The sequence below is a fragment of the Aliarcobacter cryaerophilus ATCC 43158 genome (assembly GCF_003660105.1).
Classification (GTDB): Bacteria; Campylobacterota; Campylobacteria; order Campylobacterales; family Arcobacteraceae; genus Aliarcobacter; species Aliarcobacter cryaerophilus.
This window is the reverse complement of record NZ_CP032824.1, coordinates 73208-93320: the sequence shown is the minus strand read 5'-3', so window position 1 is coordinate 93320 and position 20113 is coordinate 73208. Positions and strand designations below refer to the sequence as shown.

24 protein-coding genes are annotated in these 20113 nt (G+C 23.6%); 20 read left to right on the top strand and 4 right to left on the bottom strand.

The window, feature by feature from the left end; translation table 11 throughout:
* Window positions 1–2: 2 nt before the first annotated feature.
* Both ACRYA_RS10655 and ACRYA_RS10650 read left to right on the top strand, forming a co-directional pair.
* Entirely contained in the window at window positions 3–974 is a 972-nt protein-coding gene (locus ACRYA_RS10655) for a helix-turn-helix domain-containing protein (RefSeq protein ID WP_105918258.1), read from the top strand.
* A 101-nt stretch (window positions 975–1075) separates the two neighbouring features.
* Window positions 1076–1483 (top strand): TonB-dependent receptor plug domain-containing protein, encoded by a 408-nt coding sequence (locus ACRYA_RS10650; RefSeq protein WP_066151954.1) that lies wholly within the window; start codon window positions 1076–1078, stop codon window positions 1481–1483.
* Window positions 1484–1554: 71 nt separating this feature from the next.
* On the opposite strand, the gene ACRYA_RS10645 is transcribed toward ACRYA_RS10650, so the two are convergent.
* Window positions 1555–2202: a hypothetical protein gene (locus ACRYA_RS10645; protein ID WP_105918259.1), complete on the bottom strand. Its 648-nt coding sequence runs from the start codon at window positions 2200–2202 to the stop codon at window positions 1555–1557.
* 428 nt (window positions 2203–2630) lie between these two features.
* Window positions 2631–4004, bottom strand: coding sequence for a DUF4885 family protein (locus tag ACRYA_RS10640; RefSeq protein WP_105918260.1), 1374 nt, complete (start codon window positions 4002–4004; stop codon window positions 2631–2633).
* A gap of 120 nt (window positions 4005–4124) precedes the next feature.
* On the opposite strand from ACRYA_RS10640, the gene ACRYA_RS10635 reads away from it, so the two are divergent.
* On the top strand, window positions 4125–4988 hold the full coding sequence (locus tag ACRYA_RS10635; protein WP_105918261.1) for a hypothetical protein: 864 nt from the start codon (window positions 4125–4127) through the stop codon (window positions 4986–4988).
* Between the two features lie 63 nt (window positions 4989–5051).
* Here the strand turns inward: ACRYA_RS10635 and ACRYA_RS10630 are convergent, their stop codons facing one another.
* Window positions 5052–5621, bottom strand: coding sequence for a hypothetical protein (locus ACRYA_RS10630; protein WP_105918262.1), 570 nt, complete (start codon window positions 5619–5621; stop codon window positions 5052–5054).
* Window positions 5622–5718: 97 nt separating this feature from the next.
* Between ACRYA_RS10630 and ACRYA_RS10625 the strand changes: the two genes are divergently transcribed.
* Complete coding sequence (locus ACRYA_RS10625; RefSeq protein WP_105918263.1) at window positions 5719–6477, top strand: hypothetical protein; 759 nt, start codon at window positions 5719–5721, stop codon at window positions 6475–6477.
* Window positions 6458–7183 (top strand): hypothetical protein, encoded by a 726-nt coding sequence (locus tag ACRYA_RS10620; protein WP_133160995.1) that lies wholly within the window; start codon window positions 6458–6460, stop codon window positions 7181–7183. The genes ACRYA_RS10625 and ACRYA_RS10620 overlap by 20 nt, the downstream gene beginning before the upstream one ends.
* A 61-nt stretch (window positions 7184–7244) precedes the next feature.
* Here the strand turns inward: ACRYA_RS10620 and ACRYA_RS10615 are convergent, their stop codons facing one another.
* On the bottom strand, window positions 7245–7595 hold the full coding sequence (locus tag ACRYA_RS10615) for a DUF4879 domain-containing protein (RefSeq protein ID WP_133160996.1): 351 nt from the start codon (window positions 7593–7595) through the stop codon (window positions 7245–7247).
* Window positions 7596–7727: 132 nt separating this feature from the next.
* Between ACRYA_RS10615 and ACRYA_RS10610 the strand changes: the two genes are divergently transcribed.
* The 15 genes from ACRYA_RS10610 (at window position 7728) to ACRYA_RS10540 (ending at window position 20099) form a co-directional block, all read left to right on the top strand.
* A complete protein-coding gene (locus tag ACRYA_RS10610; protein ID WP_105918266.1) occupies window positions 7728–8357 on the top strand; it encodes a hypothetical protein in 630 nt (209 codons plus the stop codon).
* Window positions 8350–9024 (top strand): hypothetical protein, encoded by a 675-nt coding sequence (locus tag ACRYA_RS10605; RefSeq protein ID WP_066152291.1) that lies wholly within the window; start codon window positions 8350–8352, stop codon window positions 9022–9024. The genes ACRYA_RS10610 and ACRYA_RS10605 overlap by 8 nt, the downstream gene beginning before the upstream one ends.
* A gap of 35 nt (window positions 9025–9059) precedes the next feature.
* Entirely contained in the window at window positions 9060–9437 is a 378-nt protein-coding gene (gene gspG, locus ACRYA_RS10600; protein ID WP_165786121.1) for a type II secretion system major pseudopilin GspG, read from the top strand.
* A 3-nt stretch (window positions 9438–9440) separates the two neighbouring features.
* Window positions 9441–9983: a hypothetical protein gene (locus tag ACRYA_RS10595; RefSeq protein WP_105918268.1), complete on the top strand. Its 543-nt coding sequence runs from the start codon at window positions 9441–9443 to the stop codon at window positions 9981–9983.
* Complete coding sequence (locus tag ACRYA_RS10590) at window positions 9973–11190, top strand: type II secretion system F family protein (RefSeq protein ID WP_105918269.1); 1218 nt, start codon at window positions 9973–9975, stop codon at window positions 11188–11190. Before ACRYA_RS10595 ends, ACRYA_RS10590 begins: the two co-directional genes overlap by 11 nt.
* Window positions 11191–11193: 3 nt before the next feature.
* Window positions 11194–11856, top strand: coding sequence for a hypothetical protein (locus ACRYA_RS10585; protein ID WP_121443322.1), 663 nt, complete (start codon window positions 11194–11196; stop codon window positions 11854–11856).
* Window positions 11837–12766: a hypothetical protein gene (locus tag ACRYA_RS10580; RefSeq protein WP_121443321.1), complete on the top strand. Its 930-nt coding sequence runs from the start codon at window positions 11837–11839 to the stop codon at window positions 12764–12766. The genes ACRYA_RS10585 and ACRYA_RS10580 overlap by 20 nt, the downstream gene beginning before the upstream one ends.
* Complete coding sequence (locus ACRYA_RS10575; protein WP_121443320.1) at window positions 12763–13158, top strand: hypothetical protein; 396 nt, start codon at window positions 12763–12765, stop codon at window positions 13156–13158. Before ACRYA_RS10580 ends, ACRYA_RS10575 begins: the two co-directional genes overlap by 4 nt.
* Window positions 13155–13676: a hypothetical protein gene (locus ACRYA_RS10570; protein ID WP_066152269.1), complete on the top strand. Its 522-nt coding sequence runs from the start codon at window positions 13155–13157 to the stop codon at window positions 13674–13676. Before ACRYA_RS10575 ends, ACRYA_RS10570 begins: the two co-directional genes overlap by 4 nt.
* Entirely contained in the window at window positions 13660–14490 is an 831-nt protein-coding gene (locus ACRYA_RS10565; protein WP_121443319.1) for a hypothetical protein, read from the top strand. Before ACRYA_RS10570 ends, ACRYA_RS10565 begins: the two co-directional genes overlap by 17 nt.
* Window positions 14477–16456, top strand: a complete 1980-nt coding sequence (locus ACRYA_RS10560; RefSeq protein WP_170144486.1) for a secretin GspD/PilQ domain-containing protein — start codon at window positions 14477–14479, stop codon at window positions 16454–16456. The genes ACRYA_RS10565 and ACRYA_RS10560 overlap by 14 nt, the downstream gene beginning before the upstream one ends.
* A 2-nt stretch (window positions 16457–16458) precedes the next feature.
* On the top strand, window positions 16459–17967 hold the full coding sequence (locus tag ACRYA_RS10555; RefSeq protein WP_066152263.1) for a GspE/PulE family protein: 1509 nt from the start codon (window positions 16459–16461) through the stop codon (window positions 17965–17967).
* A complete protein-coding gene (locus ACRYA_RS10550) occupies window positions 17964–18368 on the top strand; it encodes a type IV pilus modification PilV family protein (RefSeq protein ID WP_066152261.1) in 405 nt (134 codons plus the stop codon). The genes ACRYA_RS10555 and ACRYA_RS10550 overlap by 4 nt, the downstream gene beginning before the upstream one ends.
* 1 nt (window position 18369) lies before the next feature.
* Window positions 18370–18870, top strand: a complete 501-nt coding sequence (locus ACRYA_RS10545; RefSeq protein WP_121443318.1) for a hypothetical protein — start codon at window positions 18370–18372, stop codon at window positions 18868–18870.
* Between the two features lie 287 nt (window positions 18871–19157).
* On the top strand, window positions 19158–20099 hold the full coding sequence (locus ACRYA_RS10540) for a tyrosine-type recombinase/integrase (RefSeq protein WP_121443317.1): 942 nt from the start codon (window positions 19158–19160) through the stop codon (window positions 20097–20099).
* Window positions 20100–20113: the final 14 nt, after the last annotated feature.

Genomic DNA, 20113 nt, shown 5'->3' with positions numbered 1-20113 from the left:
TTATGCAAAAAATTGAAAAGATAAATTATTTTGATTTGATAGAAGTAAATAAAATGATAAGTAATCCATTTTCTAGAGAGATTTTTATATCTACAATAAAAAAAGAATATGGTAACGGATATACAATCTTTTATGATTTAGGAAATGGTATAGCTGTTTATATTAGAAATTTTACTACGAATAAAGATTTATTACTTGTAGAAGAGAGTAATGTTTCAGGAGGAAGTTTAATATTTAATTTGGGTGATGATATTAATTTTTTATATAGAAATTCTGAAAAACATACTTTGAAAAAAGAATCTTTACTTTTAGGCTTATCATCAAATAATTTTTATGTCGAAGTTCCTTTAAAAAAAAATAAAAAACTTATAACATTTTCAATCGGAATGAAAGAAGAGCTTTTCTTAGAAATCACTTCACCTATTGATAATATAAAGAGTTATATGAAAGAAGCACATAAAAAAAGCTATTCTATTTTTGATACTTTGCAAATTGATACTTTGCAACATGAAATAATTAATTATTTTAAAGATAAAGATTCATTTAAAAATATTTTAAAAACAATATATTTAGAATCTAAAACTACTGATTTAATTCATTACACCATACAAAAAATTTCAAAATCTTTAAATAAATCAACTAATACTAAAAGTAGAGCTTCTTCTTTGGAAAGGGCAAAAGAAATTATTATGCAAGAATATAGCTCAAATTTATCTATAAAAAATATTGCTTACAAATCTGCAATAAACGAATGTTATTTAAAAAAAGATTTTAAAGAATTTTATAATATGACTATTTTAGAAATGCTACAAAAAAGAAGGTTAGAAGTAGCAAAAGAATTGTTAAAAGATGAATTTAATGTAAATGAAGTTGCTAGAAAGGTTGGTTATAAGAACTCAGGATATTTTAGTAAGCTTTTTATTAATTATTTTAAGATTTCACCTATTCAGTACAAAAAACAATTTAAATACTAGTATTTTCCTTTTATTAGCATAATTTTTCCCTATAGCAACATTTTATTATTGATAATTAATATCAAATTATATACTATTCCTAAAATTTAATAGGAGTCGTAATGAAAGATAATTTTTTTAATAAAAAAATATCAATTAATTTTTGTATGCTTTTAATATCGGGTTCTTCATTGTTTGGAGAAGATATTACAAAGCTAGAAGAAATAACAGTAAATGAAGTAGCTTATTCAAAATATCAAAATGAAGCTAAGCCTCAATTAAACAGAACTCAAATATCAAAAAATGATACTGCAAAATCAATACAAACATTCAATAAATCGTTTATAGAAGAAGCTGCGCTTCAAAATGTTGAAGATATTATAGAAATGTCATCAAACACAGTTTATACTGGAGATAATCATGGCAGAACAAATGATATATCAATGAGAGGATTTTCAGGAGTTCCAATACTTTTTGATGGAGTAAGAATTACAAATAAATTAGCACATTTCAAAATTTTCAGGTATTAGAAATTTTATTATTTCTAAATATTCTCTTTGCTCTAAAAGTAAATTTTTAATTTCACAGTATTCTAATTGATTCATTTTAAAGCCTTAAAAGAAAGTTTCAAAATATTTTTTTTATTTGCAATTTTATAATCAATATATTGGTTATAATCTAAAACTTCTGAAATTTTGAAGTTGTATTTTTTACATAAATAGTTAAAATCATCAAAACTAAAGTTATTATCAGAAATATAGTTTTCTTCCCATATCTTTTTTAGGGCTTTTTTTATGAGTCTTTTATCTAATTCCTTATCCTTATCATTTTTATTTAATGTATGGTATGTAATAGTTTCATCAAATGGTATCCTGATGCATGATATATCGATAAAGTCCTTATATTTAGGGTTGGATGTTAAATTGTAAAATACATTTAGCCATCTACTAATAATAAAACTGATGATTTTTTCACTAGAATTTTGATCTAAGCAATATTTATTCTTTTTTTCAAATCTATTATGATACATTTTTAATCTTCTAATTGTCATATACTCATCTACAATTGACCCAACATCATCAATGTAATTTACTAGGAATCTTTTATTATTTTTAGTATTTAAAAGTTCTTTTGCACTCTCACGTGACCAAAACATAATATCTTGAAATAATTCTTCATTTTCAAAAATATCTTTTGGATTTTTAATTTTTTGACCAATATAATGGATAGCAATTTCTTTTGAATTCATTTTATTCTCCTTAAGAGATAGAAATTGTTTAATTCGTTTCTTGAATTTGACAGAAAAAGCCGTAGCCTTTGAATTGAAGTGCTCACAATCATTCGATAGTATTTAAGGTAGGTAATATATGATTTTGTGCTATTAATAAAAAATATGCAATAAGAGAGAAATAAATATAAAATAAAAAAAGGGGGGGGGGGATTATTTAATAAATGAAATTGACCAATTACACAAGTATGATATACTTGATAATTAAATACGATATCGCGTCTAACATCCTGTTAGAACTTTGTATGAAGGAGCCAAACTTTTAAGAAACAATTCTAAAAGTTAATTAAGTAAAAAATTAAAATTAGTGTATTGTAACCAATTGAAGATTTATTTATCCTTAAAAAATTATAACAATATTAGCTTAAATCTTATAAATTCAAATATCCTTAATCTTGAGTTTTACTCTCTTCCCACTCTTTTAAAAGTTTATAAAACTCCTTATCTGACTCACTATCCTCTTTCCCCATAAGATATTTTTGCATAAGTAAAAGTTTGATTAATTCCATATCTTTTGAGCCATATTTTTCAAGTAAACTATCTGCTTCAGATTTTATTCCTTTAAAACTAAACTCTTTTAGATTTAGTGCATCTTTGATAATATTTTGCTTATCTTCCATATTTATATTATCTTTTCTATAATCTTTAAAAGCTTCTCCAAATGTTTGTGATTTTGAAGCTTTTAGTTCATCTATCCATTTTGTTTTTCCTATTCCAAAGTTTTCACTCTGTCCTACATCATAAAAACTTCCGTTTTTATAATCTATAGATAAAACTAAATCAGGTACATTTTCAAATCCTTTTTTTGCTAATTCTGTTAATTTTCCACTATATAGTTCAAAAACCATTCCTTTATACTCTTCAGGAATATTTTTACTATTTATTACACCTGTTTTATATAATTCTAAAATATCTGTACCATCTTTTGTTAAAAATTTACCATCTATATTTTCTAAATCTCTTAGGTCATATCCAGTTCTATTTTTTATTTCATGAAATAATGTTTTTTTATCAGATTTTTCTTTGCTTACTTGAGAATTATTATCTAAAGTACTATTATAAATATGAGAAAACAACTCTTTAGAATTACTTGCTGTATTTAAAACATCTTCTATCAAACTAGATAGATTTTTATCATCAATTCCGCTAACACTTACTTTATAATCATAAGGGTCTATAGTAAAAGTTAAGTTTGTATCTTTTGGAACAGAGATACTGTATTTATCTAAAAGTTGTTGAAATTGAGTATTTACAGCTTCTCTATAATAAGCTTTTTTTTCTACTTCATCTACAATTCCATTTACGACTTTCATATCTTTTAAAATAAAATCTGTATGAGCAGGTTCTTGTAGATAGCCTCTTTTTAGGTAACTTATCTCTTGATTGTAGGCAGTATCTCTTTCAACTTTATCCATTTGCTTGGCATAATATTGATAATCTGGGTTATGATATTTATTCCAAATATGGATTGAAGGGTCTGGAAATCTTTTATTTTCTTCATTTGTTTTTTTATAGTGTTCATTTAATCGTTTTGTAATAGCTTCTCCATCTTTATTGATATAACTATTATCGTAAGCTTTTAAAATAGTTTCTTCACCTAATGATGATAATAGATTTAAAGTATCTAGTGTCTTTGAGTCTATATTTATATTTACAGCTTCACTATTTTTGCTTTTATCTATACTTTGATTAGAAATTCCATTTTGTGTTACTTTTATTCCACTTTGTGAACTAAACGATTGTATATTAGTATTTATATTCATAAGAATCCCCTTCTTTATTACTAACTTTTCTTAATATTAGTTTAATTATAATCTTTTAAACTTTATTTAACTTTAACAATCATAGAATTAATCATCTTATACACAAGGAGACATAATATTATGTTAAAAAATAGTTTTAAACAATCACTAAAATTCATTTTAGTAATGTTTTTTGTAGGTTTATTTGGTAGTACAAGTGCATTTGCAGTAATTCAGGGTAATGATAGTTTTTCTACTGCTTATTCTTTTGGATATTGGCAATATCACTCTTCTGGAGCTACCGTTTTGGCAGAGGATAAAAAGGATGCTTATTATTCTTTTAGAGGAAATGCTGGTGATAGATTATATGTTAGGCTTAGTGTAAATTCGGATTATATAGGTTCTGGTATGAATCTTCAAATTTTTGATAGTAATCAGGTTCAAATACCACCTACTGTATTTAATATCAAAAATCCCACTTCACCTTTAGCATTCATATTTGCAAATGTAAATGCAAGTTCACAAGGGCAAACTTTTTATATAAAAGTTAATAGAGGAAACTTTGTAGGTCCTATGTTTTTTTCTATAGCAATGGAAGATAGAATTTCTTCAGCTAATGGAACATTTGATTTTACAGGAATATCTTCAAATCCTGGGAATCCAAATATATTAACAAATCCAAATGGTGTTGATTCTTCAATTATTACTATGGATTTGACAAATAAATCAACTATTCCTGTTGGAGCTATTGTGAAATCAATAACAACATCTGGTACGATATCTCCAAGTAAAGGTGGAATACTTCATAAAATATCTTCAAATGAGAATAATATTTGGCATACAGCTACTGTAGAAGGTAGTGGATATAATATAAATGTTAGTAATGCTTTAAAAGTAAAACAAAATTGGTCTTTTAGATATAATCAAAAAGCAACTGGTGCTTCTACTATGAAAAATGTAAAAGCAAATATAAATTATGAATATGACATAACTGAAGGGTTTTAATCTTTTTTATAAATGAAAGGTTCTTTCTTATGTTAGAAAGAACCTTTTTAATATTTAAGAGTCTTAATGAATATAAGTTAATTCTTTTAAATTAAATCCACTATCATATACTTTTAAATTTCCTTGAATATCTAGATCAGATATATATACTGCACTAGCAACCGTTGTATGTCTTACAAAAAATAAAAATTCTTTACCGTTGAATGTATTACCACTAGGACTTTTTATATCACTACTTGATATTAAGTTCCCAGATACATCATTAAATGTTACTATTGGAGTTTGTAGAGCTTGTCCGAAAACTACAACTCTAAAAATAGTTCCCCAAAATTCTTCTCCATATACAGTATGTTTATAACCTGCTAACCAATCATAATATGATTCATTTGAAATTAATTCTTCTCCTGTATTTAATAAACTACCATTAACAAATAGTGCGCCATGTATTGCAACAGCATCCCAACAAAATTCTTGTGGGGGAGTTGAACCAGTTGCATTTTGCTGAATGCCATTATAATAAACAATATCTCCCAATTCCCATTGAGGGCACTTTGTAGTATATGGATACTTTGCTGCATTTAAACTTATGTTCAATAAAAATAAGCTTAATACAGCTAAAAATACTTTTTTCATTTGTCTTCCTTGTGTAATAAAATGTTACTAATTTTAAATTTTATTAACTTAAAATAAGGTAATATTTAATAGTTAAAAAATATTATAGGGGAAATATATGCAAATAGGAAATAACCAAACTCAAAGCTATGGATATAATCAAAATGTAAATGTAGAAAATAAAAATGATAGTTCAAACTCTTTTAATAATTATCTTGAAAAAGAAGATCTTAAAAACATAAAGATAATAAATAAAAATCTAATATCTGTTTTAGAAAAGAATAATGCTTTCTCTTCTTTATCAAAAGAGGAAGAGACTCTTTTTAGATATGTGCTTGAAGATGATAAAATTTCAAATGATGAAATAAAAAATTTAACTTATGAACAGATGAATAAATTAAATAATATAGTAAATTCTGTATCACAAAAAGTAGGTGGAATTGCATTAGTAAATGGTATTGAAACATTTAGTATGTCTAAAATAACTAATAATAGTGATTTTAATAAAGCTCTATTTGATACACTAAAAACTATAGATAATGATACATATAAACTGGTATTTTCTTTAGATTTAGGTGGAAAGTTAGGATATAACAACACAAGCTTTCATAAAGTAGATATTGAACAACTTAAAGCATTGGAAAAAGAGAAATATAAAGATTTTGAGAATCCTGAGAGACTTATGGCTGATTATAATAATTGGCAAATAAATGATTATGGAGGATTTATAAAAAAATTAAAAGATGAGTATAAATTACTCTCAGAAGATACAATCATCTCATCAGAATCAAGAGTTTTATATAAAAGATATTCTCAATATATGAGTGATTTGGAAACAAACTATAATAAAGTAATAAATGAGCCTAAGTATGCTTGATATTTTTAGAGAAAATAAGAGATACCTATTATATATATTTATAATATTCTTTTTAATTATATTAAATTTAGTTTATTACTTTTTTGATGCTTCTATACCTTATGCAAAAAATACTAGTAAAGAGAGTAAACAAAAAGTTGAAAGTAAAATAGATATTGATTTATCTGAGAAAGTAGTTAAAAAAGATTTAGAAAAAAAAGATTTTGAAGAAAATGTTGAAAATATAAAAAATGATATAGTACTATTTTCAAATATATCTGAAAAAGGTAAGTATTTTGTAAGAATTTCTAATAAAGAAGAAATACACTCAGAAAAATCTATAGTAAGGTATATCGTACTTACAGGAGATATATCAGATAATGATACAAATAAAGATAGATTTTCTTTATCTTTGGATGAGAATTACATTTATAATATAAATGATATTAAAGTTGAAATAGAGAATATAGAAATTAAAAAAATATGGAGTTGTAATGGTACTTTTTTAAATACAATTTCACCAGAATTTTCTTATCACATACAAGTTAATCTTAAAAATGGAATTGCAGAATGCTATATAAAATCTCAAAGTGAATCAAATAATGGAAGAGAACTTGATAACAAACTGTTAAATAACTTGATTAAAGATAAAAGTATTATAACTAAAGATGGGAGTTTAATCGATGAAAAAGAATTGGAAAAATTTAAAAAGATAGATTTTAATTAGAAATTAATAGAGAGTATAACTTTATTTCAAACTTTATGTTTGAAATAAAGTATTTTTAAGATTAATTAAAACCTAAAATAGCTTTTACCGTAGAATAATCCATTGCTCTTATAAGACCACTTGAATATATGTTATTACGTTTAATTAGATTATATCTAGTTCCAACAATAACGTTAGATGAGTTAACTAAATCAAACTTCTCTATTAACGTCATATCGCTACCATACTCAATATTTACTCTTGTATAATCACCAGTTCCTAATACATCAACTAATACTTGCACCCACTCTCCACCATGATTTTTAGTCGCAACAGTTTTTCCAACTACATTTTCAAAATATGGATAATTTTCTGATCCAATAGCCATAAATTGCCACTTATATGCAGGGGCAGCACTTAAATTTGTGAGCATAAAGCACCAAACAAATAATAAACAAATCATTTTTTTCATAACTATTCCTTGTGTTAAGTTATGGTAATTTTATATTATATTAACTTTAAATATAATAAAATGAATTTAATTTTATTATACTAGGGGTAAAAAATGGAAATAGGTAAAGCAACAAGTGTATATCAAACACAAGAGGTAAAAGGAACAAAAGAGACTTATTATAAAGAGGCACAAAAAGTTGATTATAGTAAATATTCGGCAGATGATTTAATGCAAATACCTTTTGAAGAGGCAAAAGTAAATCAAGAATCTATAGATAAAAGAATTAAAGAATTAAGCGATGATGGAAAAATAAATGATAAGAAATTTGGTAAATTTATAGATTTAAAAAGAGCTTTAAACTTTAGTGGAAACGGTAGTATTGACAAAGCATATTATGAAACTATTCAAAGTATACAACCACCAGAAAAAACTGGATTATTATCTTTTGAATTTCAAATGAATTTTCAAGGATTTGCACAAGGAGAAGATATAAGTCCAACTTTTATGAAAGATGGAAGATCTGGAAATGGAAGTTATCTACTAAATAAAAATCAAGCTACAAGTGTGGATTTTGATGCATTTATAAATAGTGCAATTGCAAGTTTTGAGAAGAACTTAACAAAAGCAAAATCTTCAAATGCAGAAAATAGTGTACAAAATCAATATCAAGGAATAGTTGATTTTTATAAAACTTTTCAAGATAATTTTAATAAAGCTACTAAAGAGCCGTATTATGCTTAAGCAGAAATATGTAATAGGTACAATATTAACTATTTTAATAGTATTTTTAGTATATTATTTTTTTGCAGATAGTGTTGTTGAAGATGTAAAAAAAGAAGATATTAAAATAAGTCAAATAAATAATACTAAAAAAATAGAAGTAGTTCCAGATAAAACTGAAAATATAATATCAAATATAGAAAACAAAGAAGAAAAGGCTAAAGAAAAACAAATTGAAGAAAAAGGCAAGGTACTATTTTCTTCTGTAGATTCAACCGGTCGATATACAATATTACTAATAAATGATGTAGATATTGAAATTCCTAAAAAAAACTCTACTAGATATATTCCAGTATTGGGTGAAATAGAAGAAAATTCTAATATAAGTACTTTTACAATTTCTATTAGTGAAGATTATATAAATTTTTTAAGTGATTTAAAAATTAAAATTATTGATAAGTTGAATGAAAAAAGAGTTATAGAAACTCATTCTTATTTTTTAGGAAATCTAGATTTAGATAGTTTGTATAATATTTCATTATACATATCAGGAGATACTTTGGATGGAAAAATAAAATCTTCTTCGAAAATACCAGATTTTATACTGAAAAGTTTTTCGAATAATAATCAACCTATAGTAATAAATGAAGATGATTATAAAGATAAACCATCGAATAATCAAGAATAATATACTAAAAATTTGAATTATAGGGGGAATGAATATTGAAGCAAGCGTTTTCATTAATGGAAATTATGGTTGTTGTTATTATACTTGGATTGTTAGCATCTTTCGTGTTACCAAATTTAATGGGTAAGAGTGAGGAGGCAAAGAATAAAATCGTATGCATTCAAATGAAAAGTGTGGCTGAAACAATAAAAATGTATAGATTAGATAATTCAGAATATCCAAGAACAGAAGAAGGATTAAAAGCCTTGATAAGTAAAAATTATTTTGAAGATGGTAGAATACCAAAAGATGCTTGGACTAATGAATTTATTTATATTCTTGTTGATAATAATAATTTTGAACTAATTTCATTGGGAGCTGATAAAAAAGAGAATACACAAGATGATATATACTTCTCAAAATGTAATAAATAAAGTATGACATCCATTAAAAGCAAAAAAGCTTTTACTATAATAGAGATGATTATTGTTGTTATAATAATATTTACTGTGTACTATTTGGTTTTTACAAATAATAGCTTTGGAATAAAAGAAGAGAAAAAAGAAATAAATTTACTTAACTTACGAGAGTTCTTATTAAGTAATTTTATTTTTAAAAAAGAGCTATCTTTTATATGTATAGAAGATAGTTTCAGTTGTTTTATAAAAATAGATGGTGAGCTAAATAAAGATTTTAAAATAGATAATTTTTTTAAAGTTAAACCAAAAATATATGAGTATAGCGAATATTTGATAGAGAAGAATTTTTATGATTTAAGAATTGATAACTTTACATATGATGTAATTTTTGAATTTAGAATAGATGATGATTATAAAACTAATGATTTTATACTCGATACTTTAATTTCTAATGTGTATGTTTTTAATTCAATATTTTCTAAACCAATTGAGTATAAGACAATTGAAGATATTTTAGGTGATTTTGAAAAAAAACAAAATGAGGTAATGGATGCTTTTTAAATACAAAGGTTATGATTCAACTGGTTTAAAAGTAAAAGCAAAATTAGAAGCTTCAAATATTGAAGAAGCAAAAGCAAAGTTAAAAGCAAAATCTATTTTTTATACTTCTTTAGAAAAAGAGCAAAGTCTGATATTCTCTAATATTTATTTTAAGAGAGTAAAAACTATAAATTTACTTGAATTATCACAATTAAGTAGAGATTTAAGTATATATTTAAATTCCGGAATTTCTATTATTCAAGCAATAGATTTGTTGAAACAAAGATATAAAAATAATAATATTTTGGGATCTTTTTTTGAATCAATTTCAACTTATTTGGATGAGGGTAAAACATTTTATCAAGCTTTAGAAAATCAAACTGCTTTAAGGCTTCCAGATTTTTACAAGCAATCTATAAAAATAAGTGAAAATGGAGGTTTACTAGAAAATGTTTTAATGGAAATGGCAAGTTTTTTAAAAGAACAAAGTAAGATAAAAAATCAGGTTATCCAAGCTATGGCATACCCTCTTTTTATACTAGTTATTTCATTTTTTATGGTTGGGTTTATTCTTAGTTTTATTGTTCCAAAGATTACAGGTATATTTACTCAGATAAACCAAGATTTACCTTTGGTTACAAAAATTGTAATAGCTTTAGGTGATTTTTTTCAATATAACTTTTATTATATAATCATAGTAATAGTATTTATAGTTGGAACCTTTATATTTCTTTTAAAAAGGTCAAATAATTTTTTATTTGCATTTGATAGATTTTGTTTAAAAATACCATTTTTTTCAAAGATAATAGAACAAAGTGAATTATCAAGATTTGCTTATATGAATTCTGTACTTATAAAATCTGGGATACCAATAGTTCAAGCCATAAATCTAAGTGCAAATATACTTAGAAACACTGTTATTAAAAGAGTTTTTGTTGAAGCATCAAAAAGTGTTGTTGAAGGGAAGAAACTATCAGTTTTATTAGCAAATAATAAGATATATAAAATAGACGAAGCTTTTATACATTCTATTTCTATTGGAGAAGATACAAGTAGATTATCCCAAATTTTAAGTAATTTGGCAAGTATTTATAATGAAGCTAATAAAGATAAGATAAGTATATTTTTATCTCTCTTAGAACCTATTTTTATGCTTATTGTAGGCACTATTATAGGGTTTATTGTTATTGCAATGTTGTTACCAATTTTCTCTATGAATTTAGGATAATTATTGAAAAAAGGTGTAGTTTTATTAGTAACACTATTTTTTATTATGGCTATTACAATATTAATTTTAGCTAATTTATCTGATACAAAAAATTATTTGGATAAAAAGAGTTTAAAATTTACAAAAATACAAATGTTGTATTATGTAAATAACATTAAAAATGAGATTTTAAAAGAAATAAAAAATATAAGTGGAGATAATCTAAATAGATATTATAATATGAACTTCTTTTATGATATAGAAAACATAAAAATAAATATTAAATTGCAAGAGTATAATAAATATAATATTAATTTATTTCGTTCAAAAGATGAAAAAGATTATTTTTATTTGAGTGAATTTTTAAAATCATATGAAATTTATGATATATATGCTTTTAAATCAATATTGAATGAATTTGATAGCATTAAAAGTAATAAGCAATTAAATGAAGTATTTAGGAAACTTGAACAAGAGATTTATCCTAGTAATAGTCTTTCGGAAGTAAAAAACTATATAGGATTTATAAAATTTGATAAAAAAACATTTTTCTCAGCACCACCAGATAAAGATTTATTGGTTGAATTATTTATAGAAGTTGAATATGAAGATAATATTATGAATGCTTATTATATTTTAAAGAAAAATACACAGGGGGTAGAATATTTTGAATATAGCTTTAAATAGGACCAAAAATAAAAAGGTTAAAAAAGTTTTTTTATCCTTAGATACAAAAATATATGAAACTTCGAAAGTTGATATTATTTTATCTCCAGAATTTTATTGGGTTCGAGTATTTAAACTTCCTGTAAAAAGTATAACTCAAGCAAAAACAGTTATTCCTTCTTTATTTGAAGATTTGATAGTAGATAATGATAAATTATCATACTATATTATAAAAATAGAAGAAAATAAGTATTTATGTTTTGCATATATAAATCAAAATATATTTGAGGCTATAAAAAATAGTGGTATTAATATATCATTAATAAATAATATATATTTTGCACAAAATGAATGTATAGAGTTTAAAGAATTTTATATAAATAATAGTAGTTTTTTATATACAGAAGATAAAATATTGATAAAAGTTCCAAATGAAATTTTGAGCTATAAATTTCAATTAGAAAATGTTTTAAATAATATAAATTTATCTTCTCACAAAGTAGATGTTAAATTTTATAATAACTCTTTAGAAAAAGGTCAAATTTCTTTAATACTTTTTTGTTGCTTATTTGTATTTTTAGTTAATATATCAAAATATTTTCTATATTCAAATGAAATATATAACATTGATAAACAAATAGAAAATATGAAAATTGAAAATAATCTTCCTTCTAGTATGCTACAAGTTAATTCAATACTTAATTCAAATGAAAAAATTTTACAAAAAGAGATTATTAAAAGAGATGCGATCTATTATCTAGTGTCTAACAGTAAATTTACAGTAAAAGAGATATCTTTAGATAATGACTTATTAAATATATATTTTGAAGGTGTAAATAAAGATGAAGTTGAAAGTTATATTTCAAAAAAATATAAAATAGATTTAATTAATATTAAAGAAAATATTATAAATATTAAGGTTCAATTATGAATAGAATAAATCCTTTATATGTTGTTGTTTTATCGATAGTTCTAGTTATAATATCTTTTATTTATTTATCAAATGAAAAAGTTTTTTATAATACTAAAGTAGAACAGTTGAATGAATTAGAAATTAAGTTTAAAGAGTATTATGAAGTTTCTACTTATTGGAAAAATGAGAAATATGTAAAAGAAACTATAGATCATATTTTAAGTAGCTCTTCTTTTAGTAATGAAAATATTAATAAAGTAGTAACGAAAGAGCATATAAAGTTAAAATTAGAGTCTTCATCAGAACAGACTTTAGATACTTTCTTGAATATGATTTTAAATAAACAACTTATTATAAATAAACTTGAACTTAAGAGAGATTCTATCTATTTAGAAGTAGGTTTAAGATGATACAAAAGATTATTCGAGCTATTATATATATCTTAGTATTTATTATTATATTAATATTTTTATTGCCTAAAGAGCTTTTTTATAATTTATTTGAAAAAGAATTGCAAAGATATAATATAGTAATTTCAAATGAGACTAGAAAAGAAAAGTTAGATTTTGTTATTTCAGATGCTTATATCTATTATGAAGGTATCCAATCTTTACATATTGATAGATTAGTATTTAAGAGTTTGATATTTTATACAAAGGTAAATATAGAAAATATATATTTTGAAGATAGATTAAAGAATTTTATACCTGAAGGTATAGAAAAAATATCTTTTACTTACAATATATTAACTTTAAATAGAGTTTATATTGAAGCGAATGGCAAGTTTGGAGAGATAAAAGGAGAGTTGAAATTGTTTGACAAGATGATAGATATTGAATTATATCCTTCAAATAGTATAAAAGAATCAGATTTAATAAAATATTTTAGATATGAAAATGATAGGTATAAATATGAATATAAATTTTAGTAAGATATTTGAAACTATATTACCTTTTATATATATGGTTATTTTTATATATCTGTTTTCAACAGTATTGTTCTTTTTTTTACCAAAGAGTGGTGTGACCTTTCTTGATAGCAATAAAGCAGTTTTAGATTATAAAAGATATGAATTTTATATAAAATCATCAGATATGATTGATAATAAAGACTTTTCAATACAGAACTCTACTCAAACTTTAGATAAATATGAACTAAAAGCAATAGTTTCTACTAAAAGTGGCGGTTTGGTAATCATAGAAGAGAAAGCAGGAGCAAAAGAGAATTTAATTTTAAGCGTAGGACAAAAGATCAATGGATACTTACTAAAAAAAGTATACAAAAATCATATTGTTTTTACTAAAAATAATCAAGAATATTTTTTAAAAATTGATGATGAAAAATTAACTAATTTTAATAGTAAGAATAACAATATATCTAGTGAACATTTAGATAATAATAACAATAATGATATTTTTATAAAAGATAATATAATTACTATAAGTAAAATGCAAATAGATACATATTTATCTAATATTGAAAAAATTAGAAATAGTATTATCCTTACAGAAGTTATAGGTGTTGGAAGCATAGAAGGATTTAGGGTGGAGAGAATTATGAATGATGATTTTAATAAATTAGGACTACAAGATGGAGATATTATAAAAACTATAAATAGTAAAAAATTAAGCTCTTATGAAGATTTATCAAGAAGTTTTGATAATATTGGTAACATAAGATATATAAGCATAGAGATTTTAAGAAATAATGAGATAATGGGGTTAAATTATGAGATTAATTAATGGATTTATATTACTTTGTATTTTGTTTATTAGCTTAAATGCACAGCAAACAGATGAGTTAATGGATATAAAATTTAAAGATTTAAAAGTAATGGAATTAATAAAAACAGTTTCTAAAATATTAAATAAAAATATTTTAATAACTGAAGATATACAAGGAAATGTTGACTTTGTATCTAATAAACAAATAAAAAAGTCTGATTTGATTAAGATTCTTGGATATGTTTTGGAAAGTAAAGGGTATTCTTTAGTTCAAAATGATGATATTTTAAGAATAGTAAAATTAAATGATAGTTCTAACAGTAATATTCCTGTAGTAAATAACAATTTAGAAGATGAACTTCATTGGATGGTAACAGAGGTATTTACTGTAAAAGGTACAGATGTTGATTATATAGCTTCAAAGATAAGACATCTAATCTCAAAAAATGCAAAAATGGTTACAAATAAAGACTCCAATGTTTTAGCGATAACAGACTTTAAAGATAATATTGATACATTAAAGAGTGTAGTTAATATTATGACCTCTGGAGCATATAAAGATACAGTAATCGTTGATTTGAAAAATATTGAAGTAAGTGAAGCTAAAAAAAGTTTAGATGAAATAGCAAAATCAAAATTTAATGACAAAGTTGAAACTCAAAAAGTTTCAATTATTGAAAATAAAAACAATAATTCTTTGGTTATTATTGGAGAAAAAGGAAATATAAACTATCTTGCCAAATATATTACTAATGTAGATAATGCAACATCTTTAATAAAAAGAGAAGTAAAAGTTTTTTCTTTGAAAAATGTTGAAGCTAGCAATATAATTAAAATTTTAGAAGGAATAGTTGAAAAAAAGGCTTACCCTGATCCAAATAAAAAACCTTTAATCTCTGTTGATGAAGAGACAAATGCAATAGTTGTTATGAGTCCTGCAGATGAATTAGAATATATAAAAACTTTAATATCTGAGTTAGACAAAGAAAAAGCACAAGTATATGTACAAGCAAGAATTATTGAAGTAAATGATGAAATGGTAAATAAAATTGGTATTCAATATGGAATCCTGGGTGGAACTGCCGGAAGCGATGGATTGGCTGCAATTTCAACAAACTTAAATGGTGGTTCAAATGCAGTAAATGAAGCTGTAAAAACTTTAGGAATTGATGTTGCCGGAATGAATATAAAATCAGGTTTGGCACTGGGAGCTAGTTTAAATCTTCTAAAACAAAATGGGGCTTTAGATATTGTTTCTGAGCCATCTATTTTAGCAGTTAATAATAAAGAGAGCTCAATATATGTTGGAGAGAAAATATCTATTCAAACTTCAAGTAGTGTGACTGATGGTGGAACAGAAAGAACAAATTATCAAAGAGAAGATGTTGGGCTTACTCTTAAAGTAAAACCTAGAATATCTAGTGATACAAAAGTTACATTAGAAATAAATGCATTATTAGAAGGTATTAAAGCCACTTCAGTTTCTCCTGGACAAAATCCTGATACAAATAAGAAAGAGATAAAAACTACAGCTATTTTAAATAATGGTGAAAGTGTAATAATTGGTGGGTTAATAGAAAATAAAAATGAATCAACAGTTTCAAAAGTACCGGTATTAGGAGATATACCTCTTTTAGGAGGATTATTTAGAAATGATGCAACTATAAATCGTAAAAATAATCTTGTAGTTATTGTAACTCCATATATGATTCCACAATCGAAAGATATTACTTATATTAGAAATCAACTAACAGAATTAAAAAATTTAGAAGATAAGTATTTAGAAGATTCTTTGATTAGATTAAAAGAAAATTCACTTAAAAAACAATTAGAAAATCAAGAAAGAGAAAAAAAAATGAAAGAGTTAGATAAAGATATAAAAAATATAAATAACTCTAATAAAATTCAAAAATATGATACTCCAAAAGAGTCTAATCAAAAAATTGATGATTTTTTTAAGCAATTTGAAAATAATGGACAATAGATATGAATATAGAGGAAATACATAATTTAGATTTAGTAGCCTTTGATGAAGAGGAAAACTATCTTATGGCATTGAAAAATTATGTTTTATACACAAAAATTGATGAAAAAACTGTAATTGCTTTATCTAAAAATTATATGAGTTTATCTTTTGATTATTTATCAAAAATAAAAACTAATCTGGAGATAATATTTTTAGATGAATCTTCTTTTGAAAAACTTTATAACAGGTTTCTAGAAATAAAAACAGATAAAGAAATGAGTGCTATTCAGCAAGAACAGGAAGATGCAACATTAAGTGATGAAGATTTTTCGGTTACAGATTTTTTAAAAGTGGGAAGTGATATTTTAACATCAGAAGAATCTGCTCCAATTATAAAATTTGTAAATTCTCTATTCTATCAAGCAATAAAAAAGGAGTCTTCAGATATACACATTGAAATGCATGAATATAATGCAGAAGTTAAATATAGAATAGATGGAGTTTTAGTAAAGCATATTGAAATTGATAAAAATATTATGTCTTTAGTGATTTCTAGAATTAAAGTTATTTCAAATCTTGATATCAGTGAAAAGAGGCTTCCTCAAGATGGAAGAACTCAAATAAGAATTGCTGGAAGAACTCTTGATATTAGGGTTTCTATTCTTCCTACCTTTTATGGAGAGAGAGTTGTAATGAGGATATTGATGCAAAGTGAAGATATAAAAAGTATTAATGAGTTAGGATTTCATAAATCCATTATTGATAAATTGGAAAATATATTACAAAATTCTTATGGAATGGTATTAGTAACAGGTCCAACAGGAAGTGGAAAATCTACAACTTTGCACTCTTTATTACATCAAATAGAGAGTGAGGAAAAAAATATAATTACAGTTGAAGATCCAGTTGAGTATAAATCAAATAAATTTTCACAAATACAAGTAAATAATAAAGTTGGGCTTACTTTTGCAAGTGGATTAAGATCAATTTTAAGACAAGATCCAGATATAATAATGGTTGGAGAAATAAGAGATAAAGAGACAGCGTCTATAGCAGTTCAATCTGCACTAACTGGCCATTTACTTTTTTCAACGTTACATACAAATAGAGCTCCAGCTGCAATTACAAGACTTATTGATATGGGTGTAGAGAAGTTTTTAATATCATCATCTTTACTTGCCGTTTTGGCTCAAAGATTAGTACGAAAACTTTGTCCTGACTGCAAATGCGAAGATAACTCTGAATATTCTTATAGTCTTTTTAATATAGATAAAAGCAAAACTATTTATAAGGCTAATGGTTGTAAATTTTGTAATTTTACTGGATATAAAGGGCGGATTGCTATTGGTGAACTATTTATAATTGATGATCATATAAAAGAACTATTAAAAGGTGAAGTTGATGATAATACATTAATGAAACTAGCATTATCAAATGGAATGATAAGCTTAGATAAACAGTTAAAAACAATGTTAGAAAATACTCAAACTTCTATTGATGAGGCTATTAGAATAGGAATAAAAGAGTGAAGAAAGCATTTTCTTTGATGGAGATTATTATTTCAATAGTAATTCTTAGTTTTGTAATGATAAGTTTGATACAGATAAAAATGAATAATATTTTTCTAGTATCAAAAGTAAATGAAAATAGCTCTTTAGAAGAGTATGCCTTACTGTCTATAGATTTTAATGATAATATTTTAGATAAAAATGAATCTATTTTTTTGTCAGATAAATATAATTTTCAGAATGATGATATAAAAATATCATTAAAAGAGATAGAAATAAATATAAAAGATGAGAAAAAAGAGTCCAAAAATATAAGTTCAGAGTTTAATGTTAACATAAAATCAGACTTATTTTATAGAAAGTTTGAGTTTAAAAATAGTAATTTAAATAAAAAAATTTATCAAATGAATTTATACTTCTAAAATGAAAAAATCTTTTACTCTTTTAGAAACTATTATATCTATATCATTATTTTTAATACTAATATTATTTTTATATAAAACTATTGATAAGACAAAACATTCTAATAGTCTCTTTACAAAAAATAAAGAAGAACTAGAAAAATCAGATTTTCTACACAATATTTTTTTAGAGGATATTGGAGAAGCTACAAGTATTTTGATTACATATGATAAAAATAAGAATTCTATAATAAAACTAGTTTCAAATAATAGTTTTCATAATCCATTTTATAATCATATTACATATTTAATTAGTGCACCAAATAATTTAATAAGAATAGAGAGTTTAGAAGCATTTGATGAAGAAGCAATTAATCAAAACTTTTTTGATAATTCTTATATAGATATTCTTTTAAAAGATATAGAATACTTTGAATCAGTAAATCAAGATATAAATTATATATTTTTTATAAAACAGAAATCTAAAAAGAGAGAATTATACACAATGTATAAATTAAATTAATTATATTTATATAATTAATCAACATTTAAAATTAACCTTATAATAAATAATGCAAAAATATATTATTTAATCATACATAAAGGGTTCAGGATATACTTTTAGACTTTTTAATTTAATAACTGATAATAAAATATTTTCCTTTATAAATGTCATACATGATAGTTTTTTTAATATTAAATACATTATTTATATCAAATATTTGCAAAAATAAAATAGCATGAAGAAATATAAATATATTTTAATTACTGATATGATTCTAGTTTTAAATTTAAAGAGGAGAGTATATTATGAAACTAGAAGAAGTAATAAAAGATTTTAAATTTCATTGCAAATTTGAAAGAAATTTAAGTAACAAAACAATGGAAGCTTATAGTGTTGATTTAAATCAGTTTGAACAATTTAAAAATTATAAAAGTATAGATATAAGTGAATTTGATAAATACAAATTAAAAGAGTATGTACAAAGTTTATATGAATTAGAACTCAAGGTGAAAACAATAAAAAGAAAAGTTTCAGTATTAAAAGCATTTTTTAATTATTTGGAATTTGATGAAATAATTTTAGTAAATCCATTTAGAAAAATGAGAATTTCAATTAAAGAACCAACTACTATTCCAAAAACAATTGAACTTAAAGAGATAGTAAAAATTTTAAAATTTTTATATAAAATTAAAGAATCTTTTAATGATAAGGACATTTATTCATATAAAATAATAGTAAGAAATATTTCAGTTATTGAGATTTTATTTAGTACGGGTATAAGGGTATCTGAATTATGTAATATTAAGCTAAATGATATAAATTTACAATCTGGCATTATCAAAATAAAAGGTAAAGGTGATAAGGAAAGAATAATTCAAATTTGTGATAATGAAGTAAGAAAAGTTTTAAAAGAGTATTTTGAATTGTTTAGCGAACAAATAAAAAAAACTAGGTATTTTTTAATTAATAGACTTAATAAAAAAATATCAGAACAATCTATAAGATTAATGATAAAAAAATATCAAAAAATATCAGGTATTGGTAAAAATATAACTCCACACATGTTTAGGCATAGTTTTGCAACATTACTTTTGGAAGAGGGTGTAGATGTAAGATATATACAACATATGCTAGGACATTCTTCAATATCTACAACTCAAATTTATACTAAAGTAAATATGAAACAACAAAAGAAAATATTAAATAGTAAACACCCTAGAAAAAGTTTTAATTTTTTAGATGAATAATTGATAATAGGTAA